Consider the following 23,250-nt stretch of genomic DNA (forward strand, 5'->3'; position numbering starts at 1 on the left):
CACCAGAATCACTGGTTCCGTCAGTAACACGGGTGCTATGGTGAGCGCGTTATTTATCGAAATAGCACTATCAGGTGCCTTCCTGGGGGAAATCACCTGAGCAGTATCCAAAGAGGCGCTCGGGGGAGCGCCACATTGTCTCCGGAGCCCATATGAAGCGGAACCTGTCTCAGTCCCGTCACCCAGTCATGAAGTCCCTCGGGACCGCCCTGTTGGCCGTCTCGTTGCTCGCCGGACCCGGCATGGCTGATGTAGCCACCGCAGCAGAAGTCAGCCCGGCGCCGACACCTTCTGCTACCTCCACTTCAGCTCCGGGCACCGCAGCATCACCGGCTCCGACGTCGGCCCCTTCGCCGGCATCCGCGCCATTGCCTTCAACCTCGCCCCTGCCTGCAACCTCACCGGGCCCCACTCCTTCGCCACAAACCATGGCTCAGGCGATCGGTCCCGGCGGAGCGGAGATGGGCCAGCGCTCCGCGAGGGTCACGGCATCGAACAGCTCTGACCCCGCCAGGAAGCTCAGCACCGAATCGTTGTCCACCCAAGGCACATGGATGCCCTCGTTTGGCGTTCAGGGACTTGACGTCAGCGGGCACCAAACGAGCGTTGACTGGCAGCAGCAATGGAACATGGGTGCCAGATTCGCCTACGTGAAGGCTTCAGAAGGCAACTACTTCACCAATGACCTCTTCGGCTCCCAGTACCAGGGCGCGCGAAGCGTCGGAATGATCCGGGGCGCCTACCACTTCGCCATTCCCAATTGGTCCTCGGGTGCGGACCAGGCGCGCTATTTCGTAAATAACGGAGGCGGCTGGTCGGCTGACGGGTACACAATGCCGCCCGTCCTGGATTTTGAGTTCAATCCATATGCAGGCAAGACGATCAACGGTTTCTACTTCGGCAATACCTGCTACGACATGTCCGGAAGCCAATTGGCTTCCTGGGTTCGGGACTTTGGCAACACCATGCTGTCCCTTACCGGCCGGCTGCCAGTTATCTACACCAATACGAGCTGGTGGAACCAGTGCCTCGGCACGCCGACAGACTTTGGCGACTACCCGCTGTGGGTAGCCGCATACCCCGGATCCCCCAGCGATGATGCCGGCGCGGTGCCGGCAAGCTGGAACACCTACAGCATCTGGCAGTACAGCAGCACTGGCCCACTGGCTGGTGACTCGAATGTGTGGAACGGTGACTACGCATCGCTCCAGCGGTTTGCCGGAACCGGCACGCCCTCCGTCCAGGTCCCGTCCCAGGCCACCCAGCAGATAGCGGCATATGCAAAGGCTCATCCATCGCTGGGCAGTCAAACCACCGCCATCACATGCGGCTTGACCAGCGGCGGCTGCTACCAGGGCTTCCAGGGCGGAACCGTGATGTGGTCCCCGGCGTCCGGAGCCTTCGCCGTTTCCGCGGGGTCCGTTACCGGAGCGTGGCAGGCCCTCGGTGCCGAACGCAGCGCGGCAGGCTATCCGACCAGTGACCTGATCTGTGGACTGAAAAACGGCGGATGCTTCCAGAACTTCCAAGGCGGCAGCATCATGTCGTCGCCATCCACTGGTGCCGCCTTCGTTCCATTCGGCGCGATTCGCGATGCCTGGGCCGCGCAAGGCTACGAAAATGGCCCGTGGGGCTATCCCACGAGCAACGCGACATGCGGGCTGCGGTTTGGCGGATGCTTCCAGCTATTCCAAGCCGGGTCCGCGCTTTGGAGTCCGTCCAGCGGAGCACACTTGGTCAAATCGGGACCGGTCCTGGACGCATGGGCCAAGGACGGGTTTGAGAACGGCCTCCTAGGGTTCCCGACAACAGATGTAAGCTGCAGCGCGTCCGACTGCACGCAGCTGTTCAGCGGCGGAGTCATCGGGTCGACACCCACAACTGGTGCATGGCCCATCTACATGGGCATCGGTGACACCTGGAAGGCAGCAAGGACAAAGGGAGAACCCATCGGATTCCCGCTTGCCAAGGAAGTCTGCGGACTACGAGGCGGCGGCTGCTATCAGCTGTTCCAGGGTGGAAGCATTCTGTTCTCACCCGCCTCAGGGGCGTACGCAATGACTGGCCGCATCCTTAACTACTGGGCGCAAACCGGCTTCGAAAACGGCCAACTGGGCTACCCGACAGGTCCGGCCAGCTGCGGCGCCGTTCAGACCGAATGCTGGCAGTCCTTCGAAAAGGGCACGGTCGCCTACTCCGCGGCGACACCGCTCCAGACGGTCCCGGCTGGCCCCATGGCCCAGGCGTGGACGAACCTTGGTGCGGCAGGAGGGGCCCTCGGCTACCCTGCGTCCGCCCAGATCTGCGGCCTCAAGGACGGTGGATGCTTCCAGATGTTCGCCAAGGGTGCACTCATGTACTCCCCAGCTGCAGGCGCCCAACCCAGCCTCCTGGGACCCATCCGTGACTTCTGGCAGAAGCAAGGCTTTGAAAACGGCGCCCTCGGTTACCCCGCTTCAAATGTCATCTGTGGGCTGGTCGGTGCCGGGTGCTTCCAGAACTACCTGGGCGGGACTGTGATGTGGTCCAATGCCAGCGGGGCACATGCAATGTCGTTCGGTCCGGTCCGGGATGCCTGGATCGCTTCCGGTTTTGAGAACGGAATTCTTGGATATCCCACCAGCGAACAGGTGTGCGGTCTCCGGAACGGCGGCTGCTTCCAGAACTTCGTGAACGGAACAGTCATGTACTCCCCCGCCACCGGAGCTCAGACCATGTCATCGGCCCCCATCCGGGACAAGTGGGCCACCACGGGTTTCGAGGGCGGCTCACTTGGCTACCCCACCAGCGGCGCCATCTGCGGGTTGCGCAACGGTGGTTGCTTCCAAAACTTTGAGAAGGGAACCACCCTGTGGTCCGCCGCCAGCGGCGCACAAGTGATGATGCCAGGGCCCATCCAGCAGACCTGGGCAGGACAAGGCTTCGAAAACGGTGCGCTGGCCTTCCCCACAAGCGGCCAAACGTGCACCGCCGACAGGTTGTCCTGCAGCCAGAACTTCCAGGGGGGTGCCATCAGCTGGACCTCGGCCGGCGGAGCGAAGGTACGCCTCAACTGACACGTTGACAAAAAGGGGCGGGACCGCTTTCGCGGTCCCGCCCCTGCTTTCTTGCTCGTGATCAGCGGCCGTGTTCCAACAGGTCGATGAGGTACAAACCATAACCGCTCTTGACGAGAGGTTCGGCCCGCTCACGCAGTTCTTCATCTGTAAGGAACCCCAGGCGCCAGGCAATTTCCTCCGGGGCCCCAATCTTGAGTCCCTGCCGGTTCTCCGTGGTCCGAACGAAGTTTGACGCGTCGTTCAGGTCATTGAAAGTTCCTGTATCCAGCCAGGCCGTGCCCCGTGGAAGAATCTCAACCTGCAGTTTGCCGCGCTCCAAGTAAGTACGGTTGACGTCGGTGATCTCAAGCTCTCCCCTCGCGGATGGCTTGAGGTTCTTCGCAATATCCACGACGTCGTTGTCGTAGAAGTAGAGTCCCGGCACCGCGTAGTGGCTCTTCGGTTCGGACGGCTTCTCTTCCAGCGAAACGGCTTTACCGTTTTCGTCAAACTCCACGACGCCATAGGCCTTCGGGTCGGCCACCCAGTAGCCGAATACTGCCCCACCATCGATATTTTCAAATCGCCGCAACTGCGTTCCCATGCCGTGCCCGTAGAAGATGTTGTCGCCTAGGACAAGGGCTACGCTGTCGTCGCCGATGTGCTCAGCACCGAGAACAAATGCCTGCGCTAGGCCATCAGGTGAAGGCTGCTGCTTGTAGGTGATGGAAACACCAAACCGGGAGCCGTCACCGAGGAGTCGCTCAAACTGCTCGGCATCATGGGGAGTGGTGATAATCAGGATGTCCCGGATGCCCGCGAGGATCAACGTGGAGAGCGGGTAGTAGATCATCGGCTTGTCGTACACCGGGACCAACTGCTTACTGACGCCCAAAGTGATGGGATGGAGCCTCGAGCCGGTACCGCCGGCGAGTATTATTCCGCGCATGCACCCATCTTTCCTTTAGCTAAGTGCAGCGGCAAATCCGGTAGTCTTGGGAATTATGCAGCGACTTCTTGTTACCGGCGGCGCCGGCTTCATTGGCTCAAACTTTGTCCACTACGTTATTGAGAACACGGAAGACCATGTCACTGTTCTGGACAAGTTGACCTACGCCGGCAACCTTGCATCGCTGCAGGGCCTTCCAGCAGACCGCTTCTCATTCGTCCAAGGCGATATTGCCGACCCCGCCCTGGTGGACGGGCTCGTTGCCGAAGCAGATGTGGTGGTCCACTACGCAGCGGAATCGCACAACGACAATTCGCTGCACGACCCCCGGCCCTTCCTCGACACCAACATCATCGGTACCTACACCCTCATCGAAGCTGCACGGAAGCACAGCAAACGCTTCCACCACATCTCCACGGACGAGGTCTACGGCGATCTCGAACTCGACGATCCCGAGCGTTTCACGGAACAGACCCCTTACAACCCGTCCAGCCCGTACTCCTCCACCAAGGCCGGGTCCGACCTCCTGGTCCGCGCGTGGGTTCGCTCATTTGGGCTTCAGGCAACCATCAGCAACTGCTCCAATAACTACGGTCCCTACCAGCACGTGGAAAAGTTCATCCCACGGCAGATCACCAACGTGATCGACGGCATCCGGCCCAAGCTCTACGGCAAGGGGGAAAACGTCCGGGACTGGATTCACGCCAATGACCACTCCTCGGCCGTCCTCGCCATCATTGCGAAAGGCCGCATCGGGGAGACCTACCTGATTGGCGCCGACGGCGAGAAGAACAACAAGGACGTCGTTGAACTGATCCTCAAGCACATGGGCCAGGCCCCGGACGCCTACGACCATGTGGTGGACCGTGCTGGTCATGATCTGCGGTATGCCATCGATTCAACAAAGCTGCGCACCGAGCTCGGTTGGGAACCCCGGTTCTCAAACTTTGAGACCGGCATCGAAGACACCATCGCCTGGTATAGGGATAACGAGGACTGGTGGCGCCCCCAGAAGGCCGCCACGGAGGCCAAGTACAAGGAACAGGGCCAGTAAGGCATGTCCATCGAGTTCTCTAAAAAGCTCGCCTTCCACGAAACGCCCATTCCCGGCGTCGTTCTCTACGACCTTCCTGTCCACGGCGACAACCGCGGCTGGTTCAAGGAAAACTGGCAACGGGAAAAGATGGTTGCACTCGGCCTGCCGGACTTCCGGCCCGTCCAGAACAACATCTCCTTCAACGAGAAGGCGGGTACTACCCGGGGGATCCACGCAGAGCCCTGGGACAAGTTCATCTCGGTCGCCACGGGACGGATCTTCGGAGCATGGGTGGATCTGCGCCACGGACCCTCGTTTGGTGCCGTGTTCACCGCCGTGCTCGATCCAAGCCAGGCGATCTTCATTCCACGCGGCGTCGGCAATGCTTTCCAGACTCTTGAAGATTCGACGGCTTACACGTACCTCGTCAACGACCACTGGTCCGCAGACGCGCAAGGTCAGTACACGTTCCTGAACCTGGCGGACGAAACCGTCGCCATCGAATGGCCAATCCCGCTCTCCGACGCCGAATTATCCGAAAAAGACAAGGCCCACCCCCGCCTGGCCGACGTCGTGCCGATGCCACCGAAGAAGACCTTGGTGGTCGGGGCGAACGGGCAGTTGGGCAAAGCACTGCGAAAACAGTACGACGGCGACCCTTCCGTCGAGTTCGCATCGCGCGGTGAGTTCGACCTTGGCAACCCGGATGCTTTCCTGGCCCGCAATTGGAAGAACTATTCCACCGTTGTGAACGCGGCTGCCTACACGGCCGTCGACGCTGCGGAGACCCCCGATGGCCGGGCGGCCGCCTGGGCAACCAATGTGACCGCGATGACGCAGCTTGCGAGAATCGCCATAGAGCATGACCTCACGCTCGTACACGTTTCCTCCGACTATGTCTTCGACGGAGCCAAGGAAGTTCATGCCGAGACGGAGGCATTCACCCCGCTGGGAGTCTACGGGCAGACAAAAGCAGCCGGCGACGCTGTCGTCAGCGTGGTTCCCCGGCACTACATCGTCCGAACGAGTTGGGTTATCGGGGAAGGCAACAACTTCGTTCGCACCATGGCTTCACTCGCGTCGCGTGGAGTAGAGCCTTCTGTAGTGAACGATCAGTACGGGCGCCTCAGTTTCACCGAAGATATCGCCGCTGGCATCCGGCATCTGCTGGAAACAGCGGCACCGTATGGCACGTACAACTTGAGCAACGACGGCGAGGCGCAGTCGTGGGCCGACATTGCGGCAGACGTCTACGAGCTGGCTGGCAAAAGCAGGTCCTCAGTGACCGGCGTAAGCACCAAGGAATACTTCGAGGGGAAGGATGCTGCGCCCCGACCGCTTAACAGTGTCCTTGACCTGTCCAAAATCAAGGCTGCCGGCTTCGACGCACCCGCAGCGGGGCTGCGTCTGACCGAGTACGTCAATTCGACCATGAGCGGATTTTCAGCATGACCGAAGCACGCCACGACACTCTTGTCATCATGCCGGCTTGGAATGAGTCGGAGGCGATCGGCAACACCATTGCGGAAGTCCTTGAGTTCGGACCGGCCTGCGATGTGTTGGTGGTGGATGATGGCTCCCGGGATGATACCGCCCGGGTTGCGCGCGCCGCCGGTGCCACGGTCGTTCAGTTACCGTTCAACATGGGCGTCGGCGGCGCCATGCGCACTGGATTCAAATACGCCAAGGCGCACGGATATAAGCAAGTCATCCAGGTGGACGCGGACGGTCAACACGATCCCCGGGACATCAAAGCGGTCCTGGACGGACTGCGTGACGCCGACATCGCCATTGGTGCCCGGTTTGCAGATGCCGGAAACTACACCGTGCGCGGTCCCCGGAAGTGGGCTATGAACGTCCTGGCCTGGACGATATCCCGGCTGGCGCGGACGAAGCTTACCGACGTGACCTCTGGTTTCCGCGCAGCGAATGCTAAGGCCATCCGCCAATACCTGGACCATTATCCCGCCGAGTACCTGGGCGACACGATTGATTCACTGGTCGTGGCAATACGTTCGGGCTGCACTGTCCGGCAGGTTGGCGTTTCAATGAGGGAGCGTCAGGGCGGCACCCCGAGCCATGACCCCATCAAAGCCGCTATCTACCTCGGCCGCTCAGGAATGGCGCTCTTGTTCGCGCTGACGCGCAAGAAATCCACACCTTCCACCAACTAGGATTCCACATGTCTCTCCTCATGGGCTCCATCGTCGTCGTGGCGATTCTCTTCTTCGTCTTCGAGATGCTGCGAAGGCAAAAGCTGCGCGAGAAGTACGCCGTTCTCTGGATTGTCATCGGCATAGGCACGCTGCTGTTGGCCGCTTTTCCCGCGCTGCTCGAGCAAGCAAGTGGCTTGCTCGGAATCCAGGTACCCGCGAACCTCCTCTTCATCACCACCCTGGTCCTCCTTGTCGGTGTATGCCTTCACCTGTCCCGTGAGCAGTCGCAGGCCGAGGATGAGGTGCGCATCCTTTGCGAAGAGGTGGCCTTGTTGAAGGTGGAGCTTTCGGCACTGCAGCAAAGCGTCGGGTCACGCCCGCGACAGGACGGAACCACCGGCCCCGCTGCGTAGCAGGAGCACTTCTGCGGGACTGGCCAAGTGGACCAAACAAAAAAGGGAGCGACCCCGCGGGGCGCTCCCTTTCCTATGCAATCGGTCAGCCGAAGATGTGCTTTGCCAGCCGTGGGAGGGAGTCCACCTTGCCCATGGCCACGGACTTGACCACCAAGGATGCAGCATTCAGCCGCGAGGTGGTGTGGAAGGACGCTGCACGGGCAGCGCGGTTCCAGCCAAGTTCCTTAAACCGGGCGGCCTGCCCCTCAAAGAAGCGCCGCTCCTCATCAAAGCGGCGGCCGTCCAGGGCACGCACGGAAGAATCCGACGCCGAGTGCCTCCGGTACAGGAAGGACAGCGTGGGGTCCACCACCAGGGAACCGCCTTCTGCCGCTATGTCCAGCAGCAGGGCAAGGTCCTGAACGACGTCCAGGCCGTCGGTGAAGCCGATCCGCACGATGGTCTCCGACCGCCAGGCCAGCGACGGAAAGTAAGCCCAGTCAGCACGTACCAGGCTGGTAGCCATCTGCTCACCCTTGAGCTCGATCCGCTCGCGGGTCTTCGGGGCGTAGGCCTTTTTGACGGCATCAGCCAGGGGGATGCAGGCTATGCCCTTTTCATCAATGACCTGGACGCCCGGCTGGACGACGCTGGCATGCGGGTAGGTCTCGAACGCATCCACGACGACGTCCAGATAGTTGGGCAGCATGACATCGTCTGCGCCCATGATGACCACATACGGTGACTCGACCATGGTCAGGGCCTTGCGGTAGTTGCCGTTGGCGCCCAGGTTTTTCTCGTTCTTGAGGTACGTAACGCGAGTGTCAGTGATGGTCGAGAACCAGCGTTCCGGTTCGGGGTCCGGGTAGCCGTCATCGATCACGATGAGCCGCCAGTCCTCGTTCTCCTGGTTCATCACGCTTCGGGCTGCGAGCTTCATCTGATCGACATCGCCGTAGTAGGGCAGCATTACGTCAACGGTCATGGACCTGGGATTCCTTCCGTGGGCTCCGCTCGAAGAACTCGGCGGCTTCCCCACGATTATAGTTGACGGGCCCTTGTCGGGCCCGCCAGGCACGGCTTGCTAGACTGCTTGGGGTCCTGCCCGCCCCGCTGGCACCGCCCGGAGTGAGGAGAATTACTTTTGGAGCCCACAACCACACGGCCGCGCATCAGTGTTTGCATGGCTGCCTACAACGGCGCCCGCCACATCAGCGAGCAAATCGAGTCGATCCTTCCCGAACTCGGCCCCCACGACGAAGTCATTGTCGTCAACGACTGTTCCACGGACAACACTGCTGCCATCGTCGCCGCTGTCCCGGACCGTCGGATCCGGCTGATCAATGCCGAACATAACCATGGCTATGTTTCAACGTTTGAAAAAGCACTCGGGGAGGCACAGGGAGAGTTCGTTTTCCTGTCGGACCAGGACGATGTATGGCTCCCGGGCCGGGTGGAACGCATGATTTCGGCCTTGGACGGCAAGAGCATGGTTGTGAGCAACTGCAGGCACTTCGACGGAAAACCCGGCTCATTCCACGAAATTCGTTTACGGGCCAAGGATTCCACCCACCACCTGCGCAACCTTCTGGGCATTGTGGTCGGTTACCGCCTCCACTGGGGTTGCGCGATGGCCGTCCGGCGGAACCTTTTGGCACAGGCACTGCCGTTCCCCCACTATATGAACGAATCCCATGACCAGTGGCTTGCCACCGTGGGCAACGTCAACCGCTCCATCGTCTACATGGAAGAAGACACCATCCTGCACAGACTTCACGGCGAGAACCTGACGCCCCACGGCATCCGCTCAGCCTCAAAAATAATTCGTGCACGAATGGCTTTCCTGCGCAACGTCTACGTTGCAGTACGGCGCTCGCGTCAGGCGAGGAAGGCGTGATGGTCCAGTCTGGCCCGGAGCCGACCAGCCTCCACCCCGATGTGTGTGGAGTCGTTTCTGCCTATAACCCCGGTGCAGAAAATGTTGCCAACGTAAAGTGGCTGTTGGGCTTCGTCTCCCATGTCGTGGTTGTCGACGACGGCTCGCGCGACGATGTATCGCAGGCCTTGGCAGAGATGGAGCAGGCAGGTGCCGTTGTTCTGCGCCTCGGAATCAATTCCGGGATCGCCAAGGCTCTGAACACGGGAATCAAGGAAGCACTCGAGCGCTGGAACCCGGAGTGGATTGTCACCATGGACCAGGACTCCAGGTTCACTGGAGACTACATCCGTGCCGCTCTCGCTACTGTCGCAGCGTCCAGTGACCCGCACAGCGTAGGCATGGTGTGCGCGGAGTCGCACAATCACATTCCCCTGCCCGTATGGGGCAGCCGGGATGAGCCCCAGATCTTCGACCCCATGACCAGCGGCACACTGGTGCGGGCACGCACGTTCGATGCAGTTGGCCTCTTCGACGAAGGGTTCTTCATCGATTGCGTGGATTCTGAATTCAATGCGCGACTCCGGGAACACGGCCTCCGTGCACTGGCAGGACGGGGCTGCAATCTTGAGCACAGCCTGGGCAGTGCACGGCCGATGAAGATTCTCGGCTGGCATGCGCACATTGGGGCCAAAAAGCTGTACATCTACTACCACGCACCGTTCCGGGTCTACTACATCACCCGGAACTCGCTGACACTCGCGCGCCGGTATGCATTGAAACAGCCGGTCTGGGTCCTGCGCAGAATATACATGGAAATCCAAAGCAACGTTGTGCGCTTCGGATTTGGTCCGAACAGGCGTAAGCACGCGGTAGCCGCGGCGGCCGGCATCCGCGACGCCCTTCATCAGCGGATGGGCAAGATAGACGACGCCCTCGCGGCCCGCCTACGCTAGTCGCCGGTTCCCTCATTCCCCTGCACTGCCCGGTCAACATCGAAAGAATATTCATGACCACTAACTCAGGATCAATCTTTGTCCTCTATCACCGCGGCTTGCGTACAGGAGGGCCAGAAGCCCTCCATCAGCTGGTCGATATGCTGCGTGAGCTCGGGCAGGACGCCTATCTGGTCCCCCATCCGCACACGGCAGGCAATGACCGCGTGGAGCAGTACGACATCTACGATGCGCCGGAGGCAGCTGAAATCGTCGACACCGCCGAAAACGTGGTGGTCTATCCGGAGACCTACGTCCATGAGATGTCCCACATCAAGCAGGCCCGGCGCATGTGCTGGTGGCTCAGTATCGATAACTCGCTGACCTTCATGGCCGAGCGCATGTGGTACCGGAATACGGCTGGCCTGTTTGAAAAGGCAAAGGAAGCCGCAGTTCCTTTCGCCCGTATGTGGAAGAACGGCGTGACGCCGGCAAAATTGCGCACCGATAAGGATGTCATCCACCTCGTGCAGTCCTCTTATGCGTGGGCCTTTGTAGCCACCAGATTGGACGTGGTGCCATCCTTGGTTTCCGACTACACCCCCACCGGGGAATTCCAGGCCACGGCCACCGCCGAGCGCAACCGCCAACTGGTTACCTACAATCCCGCCAAAGGCGGACACATCATCGACGCGGTGAAGGCGGCCAGCCCACCCAGCATTGAATGGCAGCCAATTGTCGGGATGACCCGCGCCGAGGTAGTTGCGACCCTGCGGCAATGCGGCGTCTATTTGGACCTGGGGCACCACCCCGGTAAAGACCGCATGCCTCGGGAGGCAACGCTTTCCGGCGCCCTGACAATCGTGGCCCGTCGCGGGTCCGGCGCCTTCTACGCTGACGTTCCCATTCCCTGGGAACACAAAATCACGCCGGGAGACACCGAGGTTGCCACCGCTGCAGCCATGCTTCCGCAGCTCATCGCCAACTTCGAGCAGGAAGTGGCAAAACAAGACAGCTACCGGGAAACCATCCTCAACGAACGTGCCCGGTTCAAGCAGGAGGTTGAAGACGTCTTCGTTAACGGCCGTTTGGGCAAGGATGCCTATGACTATGCGTAGTCGCCGCATCGCGGCGGAGACCACAGCATGATCAAAAGGATCGCCGCCTTCGCCGGATTGCCGCTGCTCGCCTCGCTTGCGTCGTTCATCCTCTTGCCCATCATCGCCAGGGTCGGTGGAGCACCAGCCTGGAATTCCCTGGCCGTGGGCCAGGCCGTCGGGGCAATCGCGGCCATTGTCATCGGTCTTGGGTGGCCATTGACAGGTCCTGCCGCCGTCGCCTCGCAAAGCGACCCCATTACGCGGCGCCGGCTCTACGCCACTAGTTTCGTCACCCGATTCTTTGTCTTCGTCTGCGCCGTTCCCCTTATGGCAGCCGCCCTCTCATTCACGGGCGTGCGAGAGCAGTTCTGGGTCGCTTTCCTAATGGCCTGTGCCCAAGCGGCCGCAGGGCTCACCCCGGCCTGGTACTGCATAGCGACAGGGCACGCCGGCAGGATTGCTAAATACGACGTTATTCCCCGCATGGTCGCAACCCTGGGCGTTATCCCGCTCTTGTTCGCGACCGGTGAGATCTTCCTCTACCCCCTGGCACTTCTGCTGCTTGGCCTGGCGGGAACCTTGTGGTTCAACAAGGATCACGCTGAACGGACAGACTTCCACGGGCTGACTCCCCGCGCAGTAATTCGGGAAATCTGGGAGCTGAGGGGCGGGGCAGGCGTGACCGTCGCGGCAGGAGCGTACGCCTCTACTCCGGTCCTCGTGGTGCAGTTTGCTGCCTCCACTTCCGGGTTGGCTGCGTTCGTATCAGCGGAGAAGCTGTACCGCATTGGTCAACTCGCGACTGCCGCGTTGGGTAACAGCCTCCAAGGCTGGGTCAACGAGTTCGGCTCGGACCACAAGGAGCGGCGAAGGTTCTCTCTCCTGGCTTTGTCAGTCCTGGGCGCAGCAGGCTGGCTGATCCTGGCCCTCCTGGGCCCGTGGGCCAGCGCCACCATTTTTGGGTCAGCTTTGGCGGCTGACTTTTGGACCTGTTTCTGGTTCGGCCTGTCGTTCCTCCTCGTCTGTATAACAACTTCTACGGGAGCCCACTGGCTGGTACCTGCCAAACAGATGCGGGTGGTTTTCTCCAGCACTATTGCAGGAGCCATCGTCGGGCTCCCGGCCATGGTCATCCTGGCGCATCTGATGGGCGGCCCAGGCGGGGCGCTGGGGTTAGCGGTGGGAGAAATTGCGGTGACCCTCATACAGCTGCGCGCCATCATCCGGTTGATGCGGGAGCCGTCACCGAAGGACAGGACTGAGGAAATACCGTCGTGAACTGGCTGACCATCCTTCCGGCGTCGGCAGCGGCAATTCTGCTCCTTTATGTTCCCGGCGCCGCCATCGCATCCTGCCTCAAGTTCCGGTTGGGCGGGATCCTTGGCATCGCCCCCCTGCTCTCAACAGCAGCCGCCGGATTTGCCGGAGTCCTCGGCGGCCTGCTCCACGTGCCCTGGAGCATCCTGCCTTATCTCCTCGTCAGCGCGGTTCTCGCCGCCGGAGCATTGGTCCTGACCCGTGGCGTCCCTTGGCGACTGACAACCCCCCACTGGCGGAAGTACTTGCCCTTCGCTGCACTTGCCCTCGCGACGTTGCCCATGACGTGGCGGTTTATCCAACTGGTGGGATCTCCGGCCCACCCGTCGCAAGTCTTCGATAACGTCTTTCACCTCAATGCCATCCGCTTCATCCTCGACAGTGGAAACGCCTCGTCACTGACTCTGGCGTCGATACAGGGCGTGCAGGGCCTTGACGCGGTCTATCCCGCGGCGTGGCATTCTTTTGCTGCCCTCCTTGTGCAGCTTGCTTCAGTGGATATTCCTACTGCTGAGAACGTTCTGAACCTGGTCATTGTCGTGCTCCTCTGGCCTGCCTCCTGTCTGTTCCTCGTCGCCAAGACCATCTCGCGCAGGCCGGCGGCCCTCATCATCGCTGCAGTGATCGCCGGCACACAAGTTGCCTTCCCCTTCCTCATGATTGTCTGGGGCCCTTTGTTCCCCTACGCCATGGCCCTCAGCATGATGCCGGTTGTGATTGTCGAACTCGCAGCGCTGGTCCGCATCGGGCGGACGCGGACGGAACCACTTCTCAGCTGGGCAGCGGCGCTGGTGTTATCGCTGGCAGGTCTCGCATTTGCCCACACGAGTTCCATCAACATCACGGTGGCCCTTGGCCTTCCGATCCTCGCCATTTTGTGGTGGCGGATCATGCCGCGCCGGGAGATGCTGCGGGTGAACCCCGCCGGAGCCTGGCTGTTCCTTGCCGGGACCGTCGGGGTCCTCGCGGTTGCCGCGGTCCTGTGGTTGAAGTTGCGCCCTGCCCCCTATGACAACTGGGGACCAACCGTGAAGCCGGGCGCCGCCGTCGGGGAAATACTCACAGCCAGCACGATGCAATCAGCCATACCGGCCGTAGTGGTTTCCATCCTGTCGGTCTACGGTCTCCTCACCACCTTCAAGGTACGGAAGTGGCGCTGGATGGCTGCGTGCTACGCCGTACTCGGAGGGCTCTATATCGTTGCGGCGTCGTTCCCGAAAGGCAGCATCCGGGACATCCTGATCGGCACCTGGTACCAGGACACCTACCGCCTCGCGGCCCTCCTGCCGCTTCTTGTGACCCCGCTTGCCGTCATCGGAGGTCTGCGTCTGTGGGATTCAACCCGTTCCTCCCGCCCAGGCACGCGGACGTGGCAGGTATGGGAAGCTTCCATCGACCGGACAGGCGCGAGCGGGAAAACAGTACTGTCCACAGCAGCTGTGGTGGTTTTCGCCCTCCTGGCTTCGTTCGCAGGCCCGCTGAGCCACTACATCAACGGCGCCTCGTCCGTTTACCGCTTCGACGCACAATCGGAGCTCCTGACACCGGATGAGCTTGCTTTAATACAGCGGCTCCCGTCCCGCGTCCCTTCCGATGCAGTCATAGCTGACAATCCGTGGAACGGGAGTTCACTCGCATATGCCTACACCGGCCGCCGCGTCCTGACAACTCACCTGTTTACAACGGACGACCCTGATACGGAACTGATTAATCAAAAGCTCGGAGAGGCCGCGGACAACCCTGCCGTCTGCGCGGCCCTGCGCAATAAAAACGTGCAGTACGTCCTGGATTTTGGGGCCCGTTACCTGATCGACCTGCCAGGGTCCGAAAAATACCCGGCGTTGACCAACCTTGCGCCGGGAAACGGATTAACCCTGGTGGATTCGCAAGGCCAGGACGCACGGCTATACCGGATTTCCGGTTGTGAATGAGTGTGCCCTTCACCGGCGTGGCGACGGCCGTGCCCATACTTGCAGTGCTTGACCACTAGGCTGGATAGGTGATTCCCGTTTCTCGACGAACTAAAATCGGTGCCGCTGTTGTGCTGTCCGCACTCCTGCCCCTGTCTGCATGCGCAACCATGCCTCCGGGGACAATCGAGGGTGCCCTGACCGGAATTGGGAGCAATGCAGGCCAGGGAGCTGTCAGTGCGTGGGGCCTCGCGTGGGGAAGCACGGTGAAGGGAACCTACGTCAGCTACTCCCCCGACGGGTCTGCGGCAGGGCTTAAAGCATTCCAGGACGGGCAGGCCCAGTTCGCTGTTGGTTCCGCCCCGCTCGCGGAAACCGAGGCTTCCGCAGTCCGGGGAATGTGCACATCCGAGGGTGCCATGTCCATAGCTGCCGGTGTGCTGCCCGTGGGTGTGGCCGTCAAGCTCAAGGGTGTCAACGATCTCATCCTGGATGCGAAAACCCTTGCGCAGATCCTTCAGGGGGCCATCACGCGCTGGAATGACCCTAAAATAGCGGCACTGAATCCGGAGACCGCCCTCCCCGACGTGGCTATCACCGTTCTCGTACAGGAGGGGCCCTCGGATACTGTCCGCCCGGTTAATTCCTACCTCAGGGACGCGGGAACCGACTGGAACGCCCCCGCCGAGGACCGATGGCCGGGCAGTGTAAAGGGTCAAGTCCAGTCTCCCCCCCTGGATCTCGCGAACAAGCTGGACGACACCAACGGAGGCCTGTCGATCCTTGATGGAAGCATCATCGGGAACAGGTTCGTCGCTGCCCAGCTTGTCTTCGATGGCAAGCCCCGGCGGCTCCAGGCATCCTCAGTGGTCGACGCCGTGTCCACCGGCAACGTTACCGCGTCATCAACCGCAGTCACCCAGGCACTCGATGGGCGCTCGGGTTATGGCCTGGGCACCGTTATCTACCTGTACATGTGCCGGGAGTATACCGACGAAAATATGGGCCGGCTGGCCCGCTCGTTCGGTGAAAGCGCACTCAGCGAAGAAGCACAAAAGAACGCGAACGCATTCGCCTTCGTCATGTCGCCAAGCAAAAGGGCGGTGAACGAAGGGCGCGCCCTCGTCAATGCAATTGGAGACGGACAGTGAGTTTATTCCTAAGAAGTGTTCGCGCGCGTTCCCTTCCCCGGCCCCTTCCCACCTTCGCTCTCCTGACTGCCATCTTCTTCCTGCTGTTTGGGCTGTGGTCCCTGGCAACACCCTTGATGGGCGTCCCCGACGAACCGGCTCACACCATCAAGGCAGCAGCCGTGGTTCGGGGGCAGGTTCTGGTTGAGGACGGCACATCATTTGGCCACGGCGTCCACGTCCGCGTTCCCAACTACATCGCCAGTCTTCATGCCCAGAGCTGCTACAAGTTCAACAGGGCACAGGCAGCCGACTGCGCAGCGCCCATCTACGTGGACGATACGTTCACGAACATCGGCGTCACGTCAGCAGGCTCCTACAACCCGATGTACTACTGGATAGTAGGGCTTCCTACCTTGTTCATGTCCGGCGCACCCGCAATCTACGGCATGCGCCTGGTCAGCGCGCTCTTGTGCGCTGTGTTCTTCGCCGCTGGGTTCACTGCCTTGACGGAGCTGAGGCGGCCAAAGTACGCCGTCCTTGTCGCAGCCCTTGCCATGACGCCCATGGTCCTGTTCCTCGGCGGAGGAATCAACCCCAACTCATTGGAGATTGCGGCCACGATGGCTGCCTTCTCAGGTTTCGTCGTCGTTCTGGACAACCGAAGGGGCACAAGGCGCGTGTTGCCCGCCCTGGCCACCGTCGCGGCCGCGACGGTGGTGCTGGCCAATGCGCGGCAAATATCGCTGGTGTGGCTGCTGTGCGCCCTCGTCGTAGGGGTTTGCTCCTTCCGTCTCCGCAGGGTCGTGACCGTCTTCAGGGACCGGCGGGTCCTCACGGCGGTAGCACTGGCCGTTCCAGGGGCCCTGCTGGGACTGCTGTGGATGTACATCGCAGCGAACGGCCCGGCCAACGTCGGCGTTGCTCCTGAGGGCATTGCCAGTCCGCACCCCGACGCCCCCCTCTACAGGGGCTTCATGATCATGCTTGACCAGACCTACGACTTCTTCCCGCAATACATTGGGACCATGGGCTGGCTGGACACGCCGGTCCCCGAGCTGGTTGCCCTTGTCTGGGGCGGCCTCATGATTGCAGGCCTGGTGGTCCCCTTCTGCGTCCGCCCGCTGCGGAACTGGACAGGTTACTGGGTGGCGCTCGCCATGCTGTACCTGGTCCCCGCGCTCCTGCAAACCGCGTTGTGGCGCGGGATGGGATTCATCTGGCAGGGCCGCTACACGCTTCCCTTGGTGGTAGTCCTGTTCATCAGTGTCGGACTTGGCCTGCGCAAGCTGCGATTCCCCGGCGGCGCTCTGGCGTTGCGCATTTCCAGGGTCTTCTTTTGGCTCATCGTCGCGTGCCACACGCTCGCCTTTGTCTATGTTCTGCGCCGCTACGTCGTCGGCATCAGCGAGATAGCCAACTGGCAGACGCTGTTTTCGTCACCGCACTGGCAGCCGCCCCTGGGCTGGCTGCCCCTGACCATCCTGTACCTGCTCGTGACAGCGGTCGGAGCCCTGCTCCTCTTCCGGTACCTCCACCCGGGGAGCCCGCTGGTGAAGCGGACCCTGTCCCTGGACAGCGGAGCCCGGTCAAATTCAGGCCCTGAGTCAGGTATAACGGAAGAAATCACCGGTCGGGAGCCTGCGCCGTCCGGTACCGCTGCTGTGGCTGAAGCGCAGATGAGCTCCGGCGAGAGCCTGCGGCCGGGAAAATAAACTGACCCGGGCCCTCCCTGCGGACATGGGGACTTTACCTAGGGGGCATCCGTGTGCCGCCCGTTATCCATGGATTAGCCTTCAAACTGCCTGCCCGGTATCGAACGGCGGGCAGGCAGTTTTCGGGCAGCCGCACTGAGTCTTGGTCAGCCGTCCTGCAGGCCTCTCTCCTACGCGGCGATTTCGCCGGACAAAATTAGGTACGCCGGCCAGCGGGGGTGGAAGCCAGTAGCGCACCACCCGCGTTTTCTTATGAGCGCGTCTCTTCCGGTGTACGCCGGAAAATCCAGTGACGGTACAGGAAGTAATTCCACGCGGTCGTAAGGATGGTGGCAGCGGTCTTGCCAATGACGTAGGTCCAGCCGACGGCATCAAAACCAGTGACGATGAGGTCGCTGACCAGGATGTTGACGATCACCAGCAGGATGTACTTCAGCGCACTGATGCTGCCGCTGTTGTTGGCGCGGAACGTGAACAGGCGCTGCAGAAGGAAATTGAAAACCAGGCTCACGATAAACGCGATTGGAGTCGCTATCCAGAGCGGGACATCGAAAATTTCGTGGAGGATGGCCAACAGCCCGAGGTCCAGGGCAAACGAAACGCCGCCAACAAGCAGGAACCTGACCACCGGGTGCCGGTAGAGCCCCATGACCATCCCCGGAACAGCTGGAGCAGCTTCGACAGGGGTTTCCGCTGATGAAGACGTGCCTGACGGCGGTGTTGGCATGGGTGGGTGATCCTCTCATGGTTGCGGAGTGTTCAGCCTCTGCACAGCCCGCCTCCAAGTATCCTTAAAGCTATCATGCCGTATTCGACTCGCCCCTTGCCCATGCCCAAAATCAGGACTGCCGGCCCGCGCCGCCTCCCGCCGTCGCCAATCCGGGTCCTCATCGTTGCCTGGCTGATTTTCGGCTCCATTGGCAGCGTGTGGAGTTTCGCGTCCCCGTTGATGTCCGTCCCTGACGAACCCGCGCACGCCATTAAGGCTGCTGCGGTGGCGAGGGGGCAACTTATGGGTACAGGGTCCGGCGTGCAGGGCGATCCTTTGGTTGTCCAGGTCCCGGGATACATTGCGAACCTGAATGTCCGCAGTTGCTTTGCCCAGCACTCGAACATCACGGCGGACTGCGCCCGGCCGATCGACGCCACGGACCGCGGCTGGACCGCAGGAAAGACGTCTGCCGGAAACTACAATCCTGTCTATTACGGGATCGTTGGCATGGGAAGCCGGGGCCTCAGCGGGGAGCCGGCAATTTATGCCATGAGAATCATCAGCAGCTGGCTCGTCGGATTCTTCCTGGCGGCAATCTTCGCGGCCGCCTTCTCGCTTCGCCACTTCAGGCGGCCCGTCATCGCCGCCGCTGTTGCCCTGACGCCGGCCGTATTCTTCCTCTCCGGATCCATCAACCCCAATGCTCTGGAAATTGCGACCACTGGCGCCCTCTTCCTCAGCCTGTGCGCCGTCTTTGAACAAGTGGCCGGCAGGACATCACTGCAACGACTCCCGCTGGTTCTCCTTACCCTTTCAGCTTCCCTCTTGGCGCACACCCGTCCGCTTTCACTGCTGTGGCTGGCGCTTGCTGCGATCGCAGCCGTACTCTGCTACGGTTTCGGGACTCTCATGAAAACGCTGGCCCAGCGCGGCTTCCAAATAGCGATGGGCATCACTGCGTTGTCGTGCGTGTTCGCTCTTTGGTGGGTCTTCTCCGCCAAGAGCTTCGACAGCCTTCTCGCCGGCGCACCCATGCGGGCAGAAGATGCGGCCGTCGCCATGCTGGATAAGACAGTGTTCTTCATGGTCGAGTACGTCGGTGTCCTCGGCTGGATTGACACCATGCCCCCGCCGGGCACCCTGTACACTTGGGTGCTCGGGTTCGGGGCCCTGCTGTTTCTCGCCTACACGGCGCGCCCCGTGCGCGGCCGCTGGGTCATGGCCCTGCTCACGGTCACGGTCATCGCCGTGCCCACCGCCCTCCAAGCCAGTTCGAGTGAAAAGCTCGGCTGGATCTGGCAGGGCCGCTACGCACTCGCCATGGTCGTGACCTTGATTCTGGCGGCCGGGGTGACCACGCGGTTCCGCCAGTTCCGGATCACACCCTGGTCCAAGTCCATGATCCGTTGGGGCCTGGTCCTGGGCGTCCTCGCCCACACGTACATCTTCCTGGAGGGACTGCGGCGCTACACCATCGGTATTCAGGACCACGTCAACTGGACCGAAATGTTTGATCCCCGTTGGCAGCCGCCGCTGACCTGGCAGGGACTCGCGGTCATTTACATCGCACTTCTGGCCGCCGGTGCCGTGTGCCTGTACCGTCTGCTCACCGTGAAACGTGCAGTGTTCAGCCTGCCCCTTGCAGAGTCAGTATCCGCTGTGGACCGGGCGTGAGCCTTATCTAGAAGGCCAAACGGCTGCCGGATGTGAATCCGGCAGCCGTTTCGTTGCTTAGGTGCAGCTACCCGTTCCCGTGGAAGGTTTTCCGCCACGCCTCCATCGATACCAGGTCCGCAAGCGCTGCGCGGTATTCAGCTGCAAGCGCGTCCCAGTTCTTATAGAGCGCCGCGTGCTGAACAGCGGACTGGCCCAGCATGGCTTTCAGCTTTTTTGGGTCACGTTTGTACCAGGAGGCGGCTGTTCCCTCGGCGTTGGATACTACGACGGAATCAAACTGCGCTGTACGGAACCATCTGTTGTCGACGTGGGCAAGGTAACCCTGCGGGCGTTCAAGCGAGTCCGCGGAAGGCTGCTTGAGCAACTGCCGGGCCACTGTCGTCAGGCCCCACTTGACCATGTCCTTCTTCGCAGGCATCTGGCTCTCTCCCCGGCCCGAAAGTCCTGCCCCAAGTGAAGGGGCCGGAAAATCGTCTATGTCTTCACGCAGCTGTGCATCGGGGAAGGAGTCCCGCAGCTTGTTGATGCTGGCCAGCTTGGTGGCGAGGGACGGATGCAGATGGGAGGGGCCGGTCAGCAGGTCCGACCTCGCCGTCAGCCGGTTCTGCACCGTGAAGTACTGGAGCGAGACGAGGTGCTTTACGTCTTCTTGAAAAGATTCCCGCAACACGGAGCCGCCCTTCGGTTGGGGGCTGTGAAGGAGGGCGGTTATCAGGCGGTTCCGATTGTGGAAATATGCCTGCCAGCCAACCAGGTCGTCTTTATCAATCCATGAGATGTGCCAGAGCGCCGCGCCGGGCAAGGATACGGTCCGGTAGCCGGCGGCCCGGGCACGCAGCCCGTATTCCGAGTCGTCCCATTTGATGAACAACGGCAGCGGAAGACCAATATCGCGTATGACGGAAGTGGGTATCAGGCACATCCACCAGCCGTTGTAGTCGACGTCGACGCGCCTGTGCAGCCACGGCGTCTGCCGGAGGTTCGCCACACTGAAGTCGTGCCGCATCTGCATGTCCTGGTGCGGCTGGCTGGGTGAAAACCGCCGGGAATCAATCGTTTCGCCCATTGAATACAGCGTGCTGCGACTGTACAGGTCGAACATGTGGCCGCCGACAATGGTGGGCTTCCGGCAGCGGCCGGAGAACGCCATCATGCGCAGGATGCTTTCCGGTTCCATCACAACATCATCGTCAAGGAGCAGAACGTAGTCGCTGCCGTTTTCAACAGCTTCATACATTCCGCGGGCGAACCCTCCCGAACCACCCAGGTTCGCCTGGTCGATCACTCGAAGCTTGGGGCCGATGCTGGCTGCAACTTCAGCGAAGCCGGGTTGGTCAGCCACCTTGACGGTGCCCTGGTCAACGATCAGTACTTCCCGGGCAACCTCAAGCGCTTCCGGGTGTTCCGCCAGGGCACGGACGTTGGCGAGGCAGAAGTCCGGCTTGTTCATTGTGGTGATCTGAATTGTCGCCGTTTCAAGGGGTCGTTCTGCGGGCGCCCCCTCCCAGCGGGCCTCACCCAGGATAAGGTCGCCCCGGCTTGAGGCCAGATCGAACCAATACCACCCACCATCACCAAAGGGTTTGATGGAAAGATTGAATTCTGTTCGCGATTCGCCGTCGACCCGTGTGCCATCCACGCGTTGAATGGTGCCGCGCGCGTTTGATTTGTAGACGGTGATGGACCCGTGGCCGGACGTCTCGACCACCAGGCGAACCTCGCGCAGGTGTGTCCACCTCCGCCAGTAGCTGGCGGGAAACGCGTTGAAATACGTTCCCAGCGAGATTTGCTCCCCTGAGCGCACGCGGATGGAGAACCGGGACAGCAGGTCGTCGAAGTGCACCTCCCGCTGGCTTGATCCCACGAGTTGCAGCTTGTCCTCTGCCCTTTTGGGATTCCGGGCCGACTCATCGCTTTCCCGGAAACGTATCCCTGTTGCCGGGCCGGGGTCCGCATAGAGCGACATGGTGTCGACTCCGGATTCCGGCGGGAATATCACCCGCTGGAGTGTCGCCCAGCCCGGCGAAACGCTCATGCGTCCACGCCTCCGCTTTCCAGCTTCACGCCGCTTTCGAAGTGCGGCTTGATCTTGTTGTCGAACATGCTCAAAGCAGCTCCGATGGCCATATGCATGTCCAGGTACTTGTACGTTCCCAGCCGGCCGCCGAAGAGGACGTCCTTCTCGGCTGCCGCAAGATCGCGGTATTTGAGCAGGCGCTCCCGGTCCGCGGAGGTGTTCACGGGGTAGTAGGGTTCGTCGCCTTTTTCCGCGAACCGCGAGAACTCGCGCATGATGACCGTCTTTTCGGTCTGGTAATCGCGCTCGGGGTGAAAGTGGCGGGGTTCGATGATGCGGGTGTAGGGGACGTCGTCGTCGTTGTAGTTCACAACGGACGTGCCCTGGAAGTCACCCACCTCCAGGACTTCTTCTTCGAAGTCGATGGTTCGCCAGGACAGGTCACCCTCGGCGTAGTCGAAGTAACGGTCAACCGGACCCGTGTAGACGACGGGGATGTTGCCCACCACTTTGTCCTTGCTGTATTCGTGGGACTCGTCGAAGAAGTCGGTGTTGAGCCGCACCTCGATGTTGGGGTGCTCCGCCATCTTCTCGATCCACGCGGTGTAGCCGTTTGTGGGCAGGCCCTCGTACTTGTCGTTGAAGTACCTGTTGTCGTAGTTGTACCGGACGGGAAGCCGGGAGATGATTCCGGCCGGCAGGTCCTTGGGATCCGTCTGCCACTGCTTGCCGGTGTAGTGCTTGATGAACGCCTCGTACAGCGGCCGGCCGATCAGCTGGATGCCCTTGTCGTTCAGGTTCTGGGGGTCGGTTCCTGCCAGTTCGCCGGCCTGCTCCTGGATGAGGTCCCTGGCCTGCCCGGGCGTGAGGTTGGCCCGGAAGAACTGGTTGATGGTGGCGAGGTTGATGGGCAGGGAATAGACCTCGCCCTTGTGGACGCCGTAAACCTTGTGCACGTAGTCGGTGAAGGTGGTGAACCTGTTGACGTATTCCCACACGCGTTCGTTGGAGGTGTGGAACAGGTGGGCGCCGTACCGGTGGATCTCAATCCCGGTCTGCTCTTCCTTTTCGCTGTACGCGTTGCCGCCGATGTGGTGGCGGCGGTCGATGACGACGACCTTCAGGCCGAGCTCAGTGGCGGCCTGTTCTGCGATTGTCAGGCCAAAAAAGCCGGACCCTACGATGACGAGGTCAGCGGTCACAAAATCTCCTGGTTCGAATGCGGGCAGCGCAAAGGCGTGCATTGTCTGCCTCTCCAGCCTACCCGAGGGACTGCAGGGCCCGTCG

At 61.3% G+C, this 23,250-nt stretch carries 18 protein-coding genes; 13 read left to right on the forward strand and 5 right to left on the reverse strand.

Annotated features, from left to right (window positions below):
- The first annotated feature begins 554 nt into the window (after positions 1–554).
- Entirely contained in the window at positions 555–3,056 is a 2,502-nt protein-coding gene (locus NIBR502770_RS10655) for a GH25 family lysozyme (protein WP_141181912.1), read from the forward strand.
- Positions 3,057–3,117: 61 nt separating this feature from the next.
- On the opposite strand, the gene rfbA is transcribed toward NIBR502770_RS10655, so the two are convergent.
- Positions 3,118–3,987 (reverse strand): glucose-1-phosphate thymidylyltransferase RfbA, encoded by an 870-nt coding sequence (gene rfbA, locus NIBR502770_RS10660; RefSeq protein ID WP_141181913.1) that lies wholly within the window; start codon positions 3,985–3,987, stop codon positions 3,118–3,120.
- A gap of 55 nt (positions 3,988–4,042) precedes the next feature.
- Between rfbA and rfbB the strand changes: the two genes are divergently transcribed.
- From rfbB to NIBR502770_RS10680, 4 genes are read left to right on the forward strand one after another with little or no spacing between them, the layout of a single operon-like run.
- Positions 4,043–5,041: a dTDP-glucose 4,6-dehydratase gene (rfbB, locus tag NIBR502770_RS10665; protein ID WP_141159993.1), complete on the forward strand. Its 999-nt coding sequence runs from the start codon at positions 4,043–4,045 to the stop codon at positions 5,039–5,041.
- 3 nt (positions 5,042–5,044) lie between these two features.
- Entirely contained in the window at positions 5,045–6,475 is a 1,431-nt protein-coding gene (locus NIBR502770_RS10670) for a bifunctional dTDP-4-dehydrorhamnose 3,5-epimerase family protein/NAD(P)-dependent oxidoreductase (RefSeq protein WP_141181914.1), read from the forward strand.
- The gene (locus tag NIBR502770_RS10675) at positions 6,472–7,197 is read left to right on the forward strand and encodes a glycosyltransferase family 2 protein (RefSeq protein WP_141159991.1); all 726 of its coding nucleotides are present in this window, start codon (positions 6,472–6,474) and stop codon (positions 7,195–7,197) included. Before NIBR502770_RS10670 ends, NIBR502770_RS10675 begins: the two co-directional genes overlap by 4 nt.
- 8 nt (positions 7,198–7,205) lie before the next feature.
- Positions 7,206–7,592, forward strand: coding sequence for a DUF2304 domain-containing protein (locus NIBR502770_RS10680; protein ID WP_141159990.1), 387 nt, complete (start codon positions 7,206–7,208; stop codon positions 7,590–7,592).
- Between the two features lie 85 nt (positions 7,593–7,677).
- Here the strand turns inward: NIBR502770_RS10680 and NIBR502770_RS10685 are convergent, their stop codons facing one another.
- Positions 7,678–8,559 (reverse strand): glycosyltransferase family 2 protein, encoded by an 882-nt coding sequence (locus NIBR502770_RS10685; protein WP_141159989.1) that lies wholly within the window; start codon positions 8,557–8,559, stop codon positions 7,678–7,680.
- 159 nt (positions 8,560–8,718) lie between these two features.
- Here NIBR502770_RS10685 and NIBR502770_RS10690 point away from each other — a divergent pair, with 159 nt between their 5' ends.
- The 7 genes from NIBR502770_RS10690 to NIBR502770_RS10720 all read left to right on the forward strand — a co-directional run bounded on the left by NIBR502770_RS10690 (position 8,719) and on the right by NIBR502770_RS10720 (position 17,557).
- Positions 8,719–9,471, forward strand: coding sequence for a glycosyltransferase (locus NIBR502770_RS10690; RefSeq protein ID WP_141159988.1), 753 nt, complete (start codon positions 8,719–8,721; stop codon positions 9,469–9,471).
- Entirely contained in the window at positions 9,471–10,406 is a 936-nt protein-coding gene (locus NIBR502770_RS10695) for a glycosyltransferase (RefSeq protein WP_141181915.1), read from the forward strand. The genes NIBR502770_RS10690 and NIBR502770_RS10695 overlap by 1 nt, the downstream gene beginning before the upstream one ends.
- Positions 10,407–10,459: 53 nt before the next feature.
- Positions 10,460–11,503, forward strand: a complete 1,044-nt coding sequence (locus NIBR502770_RS10700; RefSeq protein WP_141181916.1) for a hypothetical protein — start codon at positions 10,460–10,462, stop codon at positions 11,501–11,503.
- A 27-nt stretch (positions 11,504–11,530) separates the two neighbouring features.
- Complete coding sequence (locus NIBR502770_RS10705; protein ID WP_141159985.1) at positions 11,531–12,763, forward strand: lipopolysaccharide biosynthesis protein; 1,233 nt, start codon at positions 11,531–11,533, stop codon at positions 12,761–12,763.
- Positions 12,760–14,733: a DUF6541 family protein gene (locus NIBR502770_RS10710; protein WP_371416455.1), complete on the forward strand. Its 1,974-nt coding sequence runs from the start codon at positions 12,760–12,762 to the stop codon at positions 14,731–14,733. The genes NIBR502770_RS10705 and NIBR502770_RS10710 overlap by 4 nt, the downstream gene beginning before the upstream one ends.
- A gap of 149 nt (positions 14,734–14,882) precedes the next feature.
- Entirely contained in the window at positions 14,883–15,863 is a 981-nt protein-coding gene (locus NIBR502770_RS10715) for a substrate-binding domain-containing protein (RefSeq protein WP_210418847.1), read from the forward strand.
- Positions 15,860–17,557, forward strand: a complete 1,698-nt coding sequence (locus NIBR502770_RS10720) for a DUF2142 domain-containing protein (protein ID WP_141181919.1) — start codon at positions 15,860–15,862, stop codon at positions 17,555–17,557. Before NIBR502770_RS10715 ends, NIBR502770_RS10720 begins: the two co-directional genes overlap by 4 nt.
- A 250-nt stretch (positions 17,558–17,807) precedes the next feature.
- Here the strand turns inward: NIBR502770_RS10720 and NIBR502770_RS10725 are convergent, their stop codons facing one another.
- Positions 17,808–18,284 carry a GtrA family protein gene (locus tag NIBR502770_RS10725; RefSeq protein WP_246857242.1) on the reverse strand — a complete coding sequence of 159 codons (477 nt, stop codon included), beginning with the start codon at positions 18,282–18,284 and terminating at the stop codon, positions 17,808–17,810.
- A gap of 75 nt (positions 18,285–18,359) precedes the next feature.
- Between NIBR502770_RS10725 and NIBR502770_RS10730 the strand changes: the two genes are divergently transcribed.
- A complete protein-coding gene (locus NIBR502770_RS10730; RefSeq protein ID WP_141181920.1) occupies positions 18,360–19,943 on the forward strand; it encodes a DUF2142 domain-containing protein in 1,584 nt (527 codons plus the stop codon).
- A 67-nt stretch (positions 19,944–20,010) separates the two neighbouring features.
- Here the strand turns inward: NIBR502770_RS10730 and NIBR502770_RS10735 are convergent, their stop codons facing one another.
- Positions 20,011–21,981, reverse strand: a complete 1,971-nt coding sequence (locus NIBR502770_RS10735; RefSeq protein ID WP_141159980.1) for a glycosyltransferase — start codon at positions 21,979–21,981, stop codon at positions 20,011–20,013.
- Entirely contained in the window at positions 21,978–23,165 is a 1,188-nt protein-coding gene (gene glf / locus NIBR502770_RS10740) for a UDP-galactopyranose mutase (RefSeq protein ID WP_141159979.1), read from the reverse strand. Before glf ends, NIBR502770_RS10735 begins: the two co-directional genes overlap by 4 nt.
- Between the last annotated feature and the right edge of the window lie 85 nt (positions 23,166–23,250).

The organism is Pseudarthrobacter sp. NIBRBAC000502770 (assembly GCF_006517815.1).
Taxonomy (GTDB): Bacteria; Actinomycetota; Actinomycetes; order Actinomycetales; family Micrococcaceae; genus Arthrobacter; species Arthrobacter niigatensis.

Excerpts from the sequence above, each read along its gene's own strand:
- NIBR502770_RS10655 (WP_141181912.1), top strand. The coding sequence starts at position 555 with ATGCCCTCGTTTGGCGTTCAGGGACTTGACGTCAGCGGGCACCAAACG.
- rfbA (WP_141181913.1), bottom strand. The coding sequence starts at position 3,987 with ATGCGCGGAATAATACTCGCCGGCGGTACCGGCTCGAGGCTCCATCCC.
- rfbB (WP_141159993.1), top strand. The coding sequence starts at position 4,043 with ATGCAGCGACTTCTTGTTACCGGCGGCGCCGGCTTCATTGGCTCAAAC.
- NIBR502770_RS10670 (WP_141181914.1), top strand. The coding sequence starts at position 5,045 with ATGTCCATCGAGTTCTCTAAAAAGCTCGCCTTCCACGAAACGCCCATT.
- NIBR502770_RS10675 (WP_141159991.1), top strand. The coding sequence starts at position 6,472 with ATGACCGAAGCACGCCACGACACTCTTGTCATCATGCCGGCTTGGAAT.
- NIBR502770_RS10680 (WP_141159990.1), top strand. The coding sequence starts at position 7,206 with ATGTCTCTCCTCATGGGCTCCATCGTCGTCGTGGCGATTCTCTTCTTC.
- NIBR502770_RS10685 (WP_141159989.1), bottom strand. The coding sequence starts at position 8,559 with ATGACCGTTGACGTAATGCTGCCCTACTACGGCGATGTCGATCAGATG.
- NIBR502770_RS10695 (WP_141181915.1), top strand. The coding sequence starts at position 9,471 with ATGGTCCAGTCTGGCCCGGAGCCGACCAGCCTCCACCCCGATGTGTGT.
- NIBR502770_RS10700 (WP_141181916.1), top strand. The coding sequence starts at position 10,460 with ATGACCACTAACTCAGGATCAATCTTTGTCCTCTATCACCGCGGCTTG.
- NIBR502770_RS10705 (WP_141159985.1), top strand. The coding sequence starts at position 11,531 with ATGATCAAAAGGATCGCCGCCTTCGCCGGATTGCCGCTGCTCGCCTCG.
- NIBR502770_RS10715 (WP_210418847.1), top strand. The coding sequence starts at position 14,883 with ATGCCTCCGGGGACAATCGAGGGTGCCCTGACCGGAATTGGGAGCAAT.
- NIBR502770_RS10725 (WP_246857242.1), bottom strand. The coding sequence starts at position 18,284 with ATGCCAACACCGCCGTCAGGCACGTCTTCATCAGCGGAAACCCCTGTC.
- NIBR502770_RS10730 (WP_141181920.1), top strand. The coding sequence starts at position 18,360 with ATGCCGTATTCGACTCGCCCCTTGCCCATGCCCAAAATCAGGACTGCC.
- NIBR502770_RS10735 (WP_141159980.1), bottom strand. The coding sequence starts at position 21,981 with ATGAGCGTTTCGCCGGGCTGGGCGACACTCCAGCGGGTGATATTCCCG.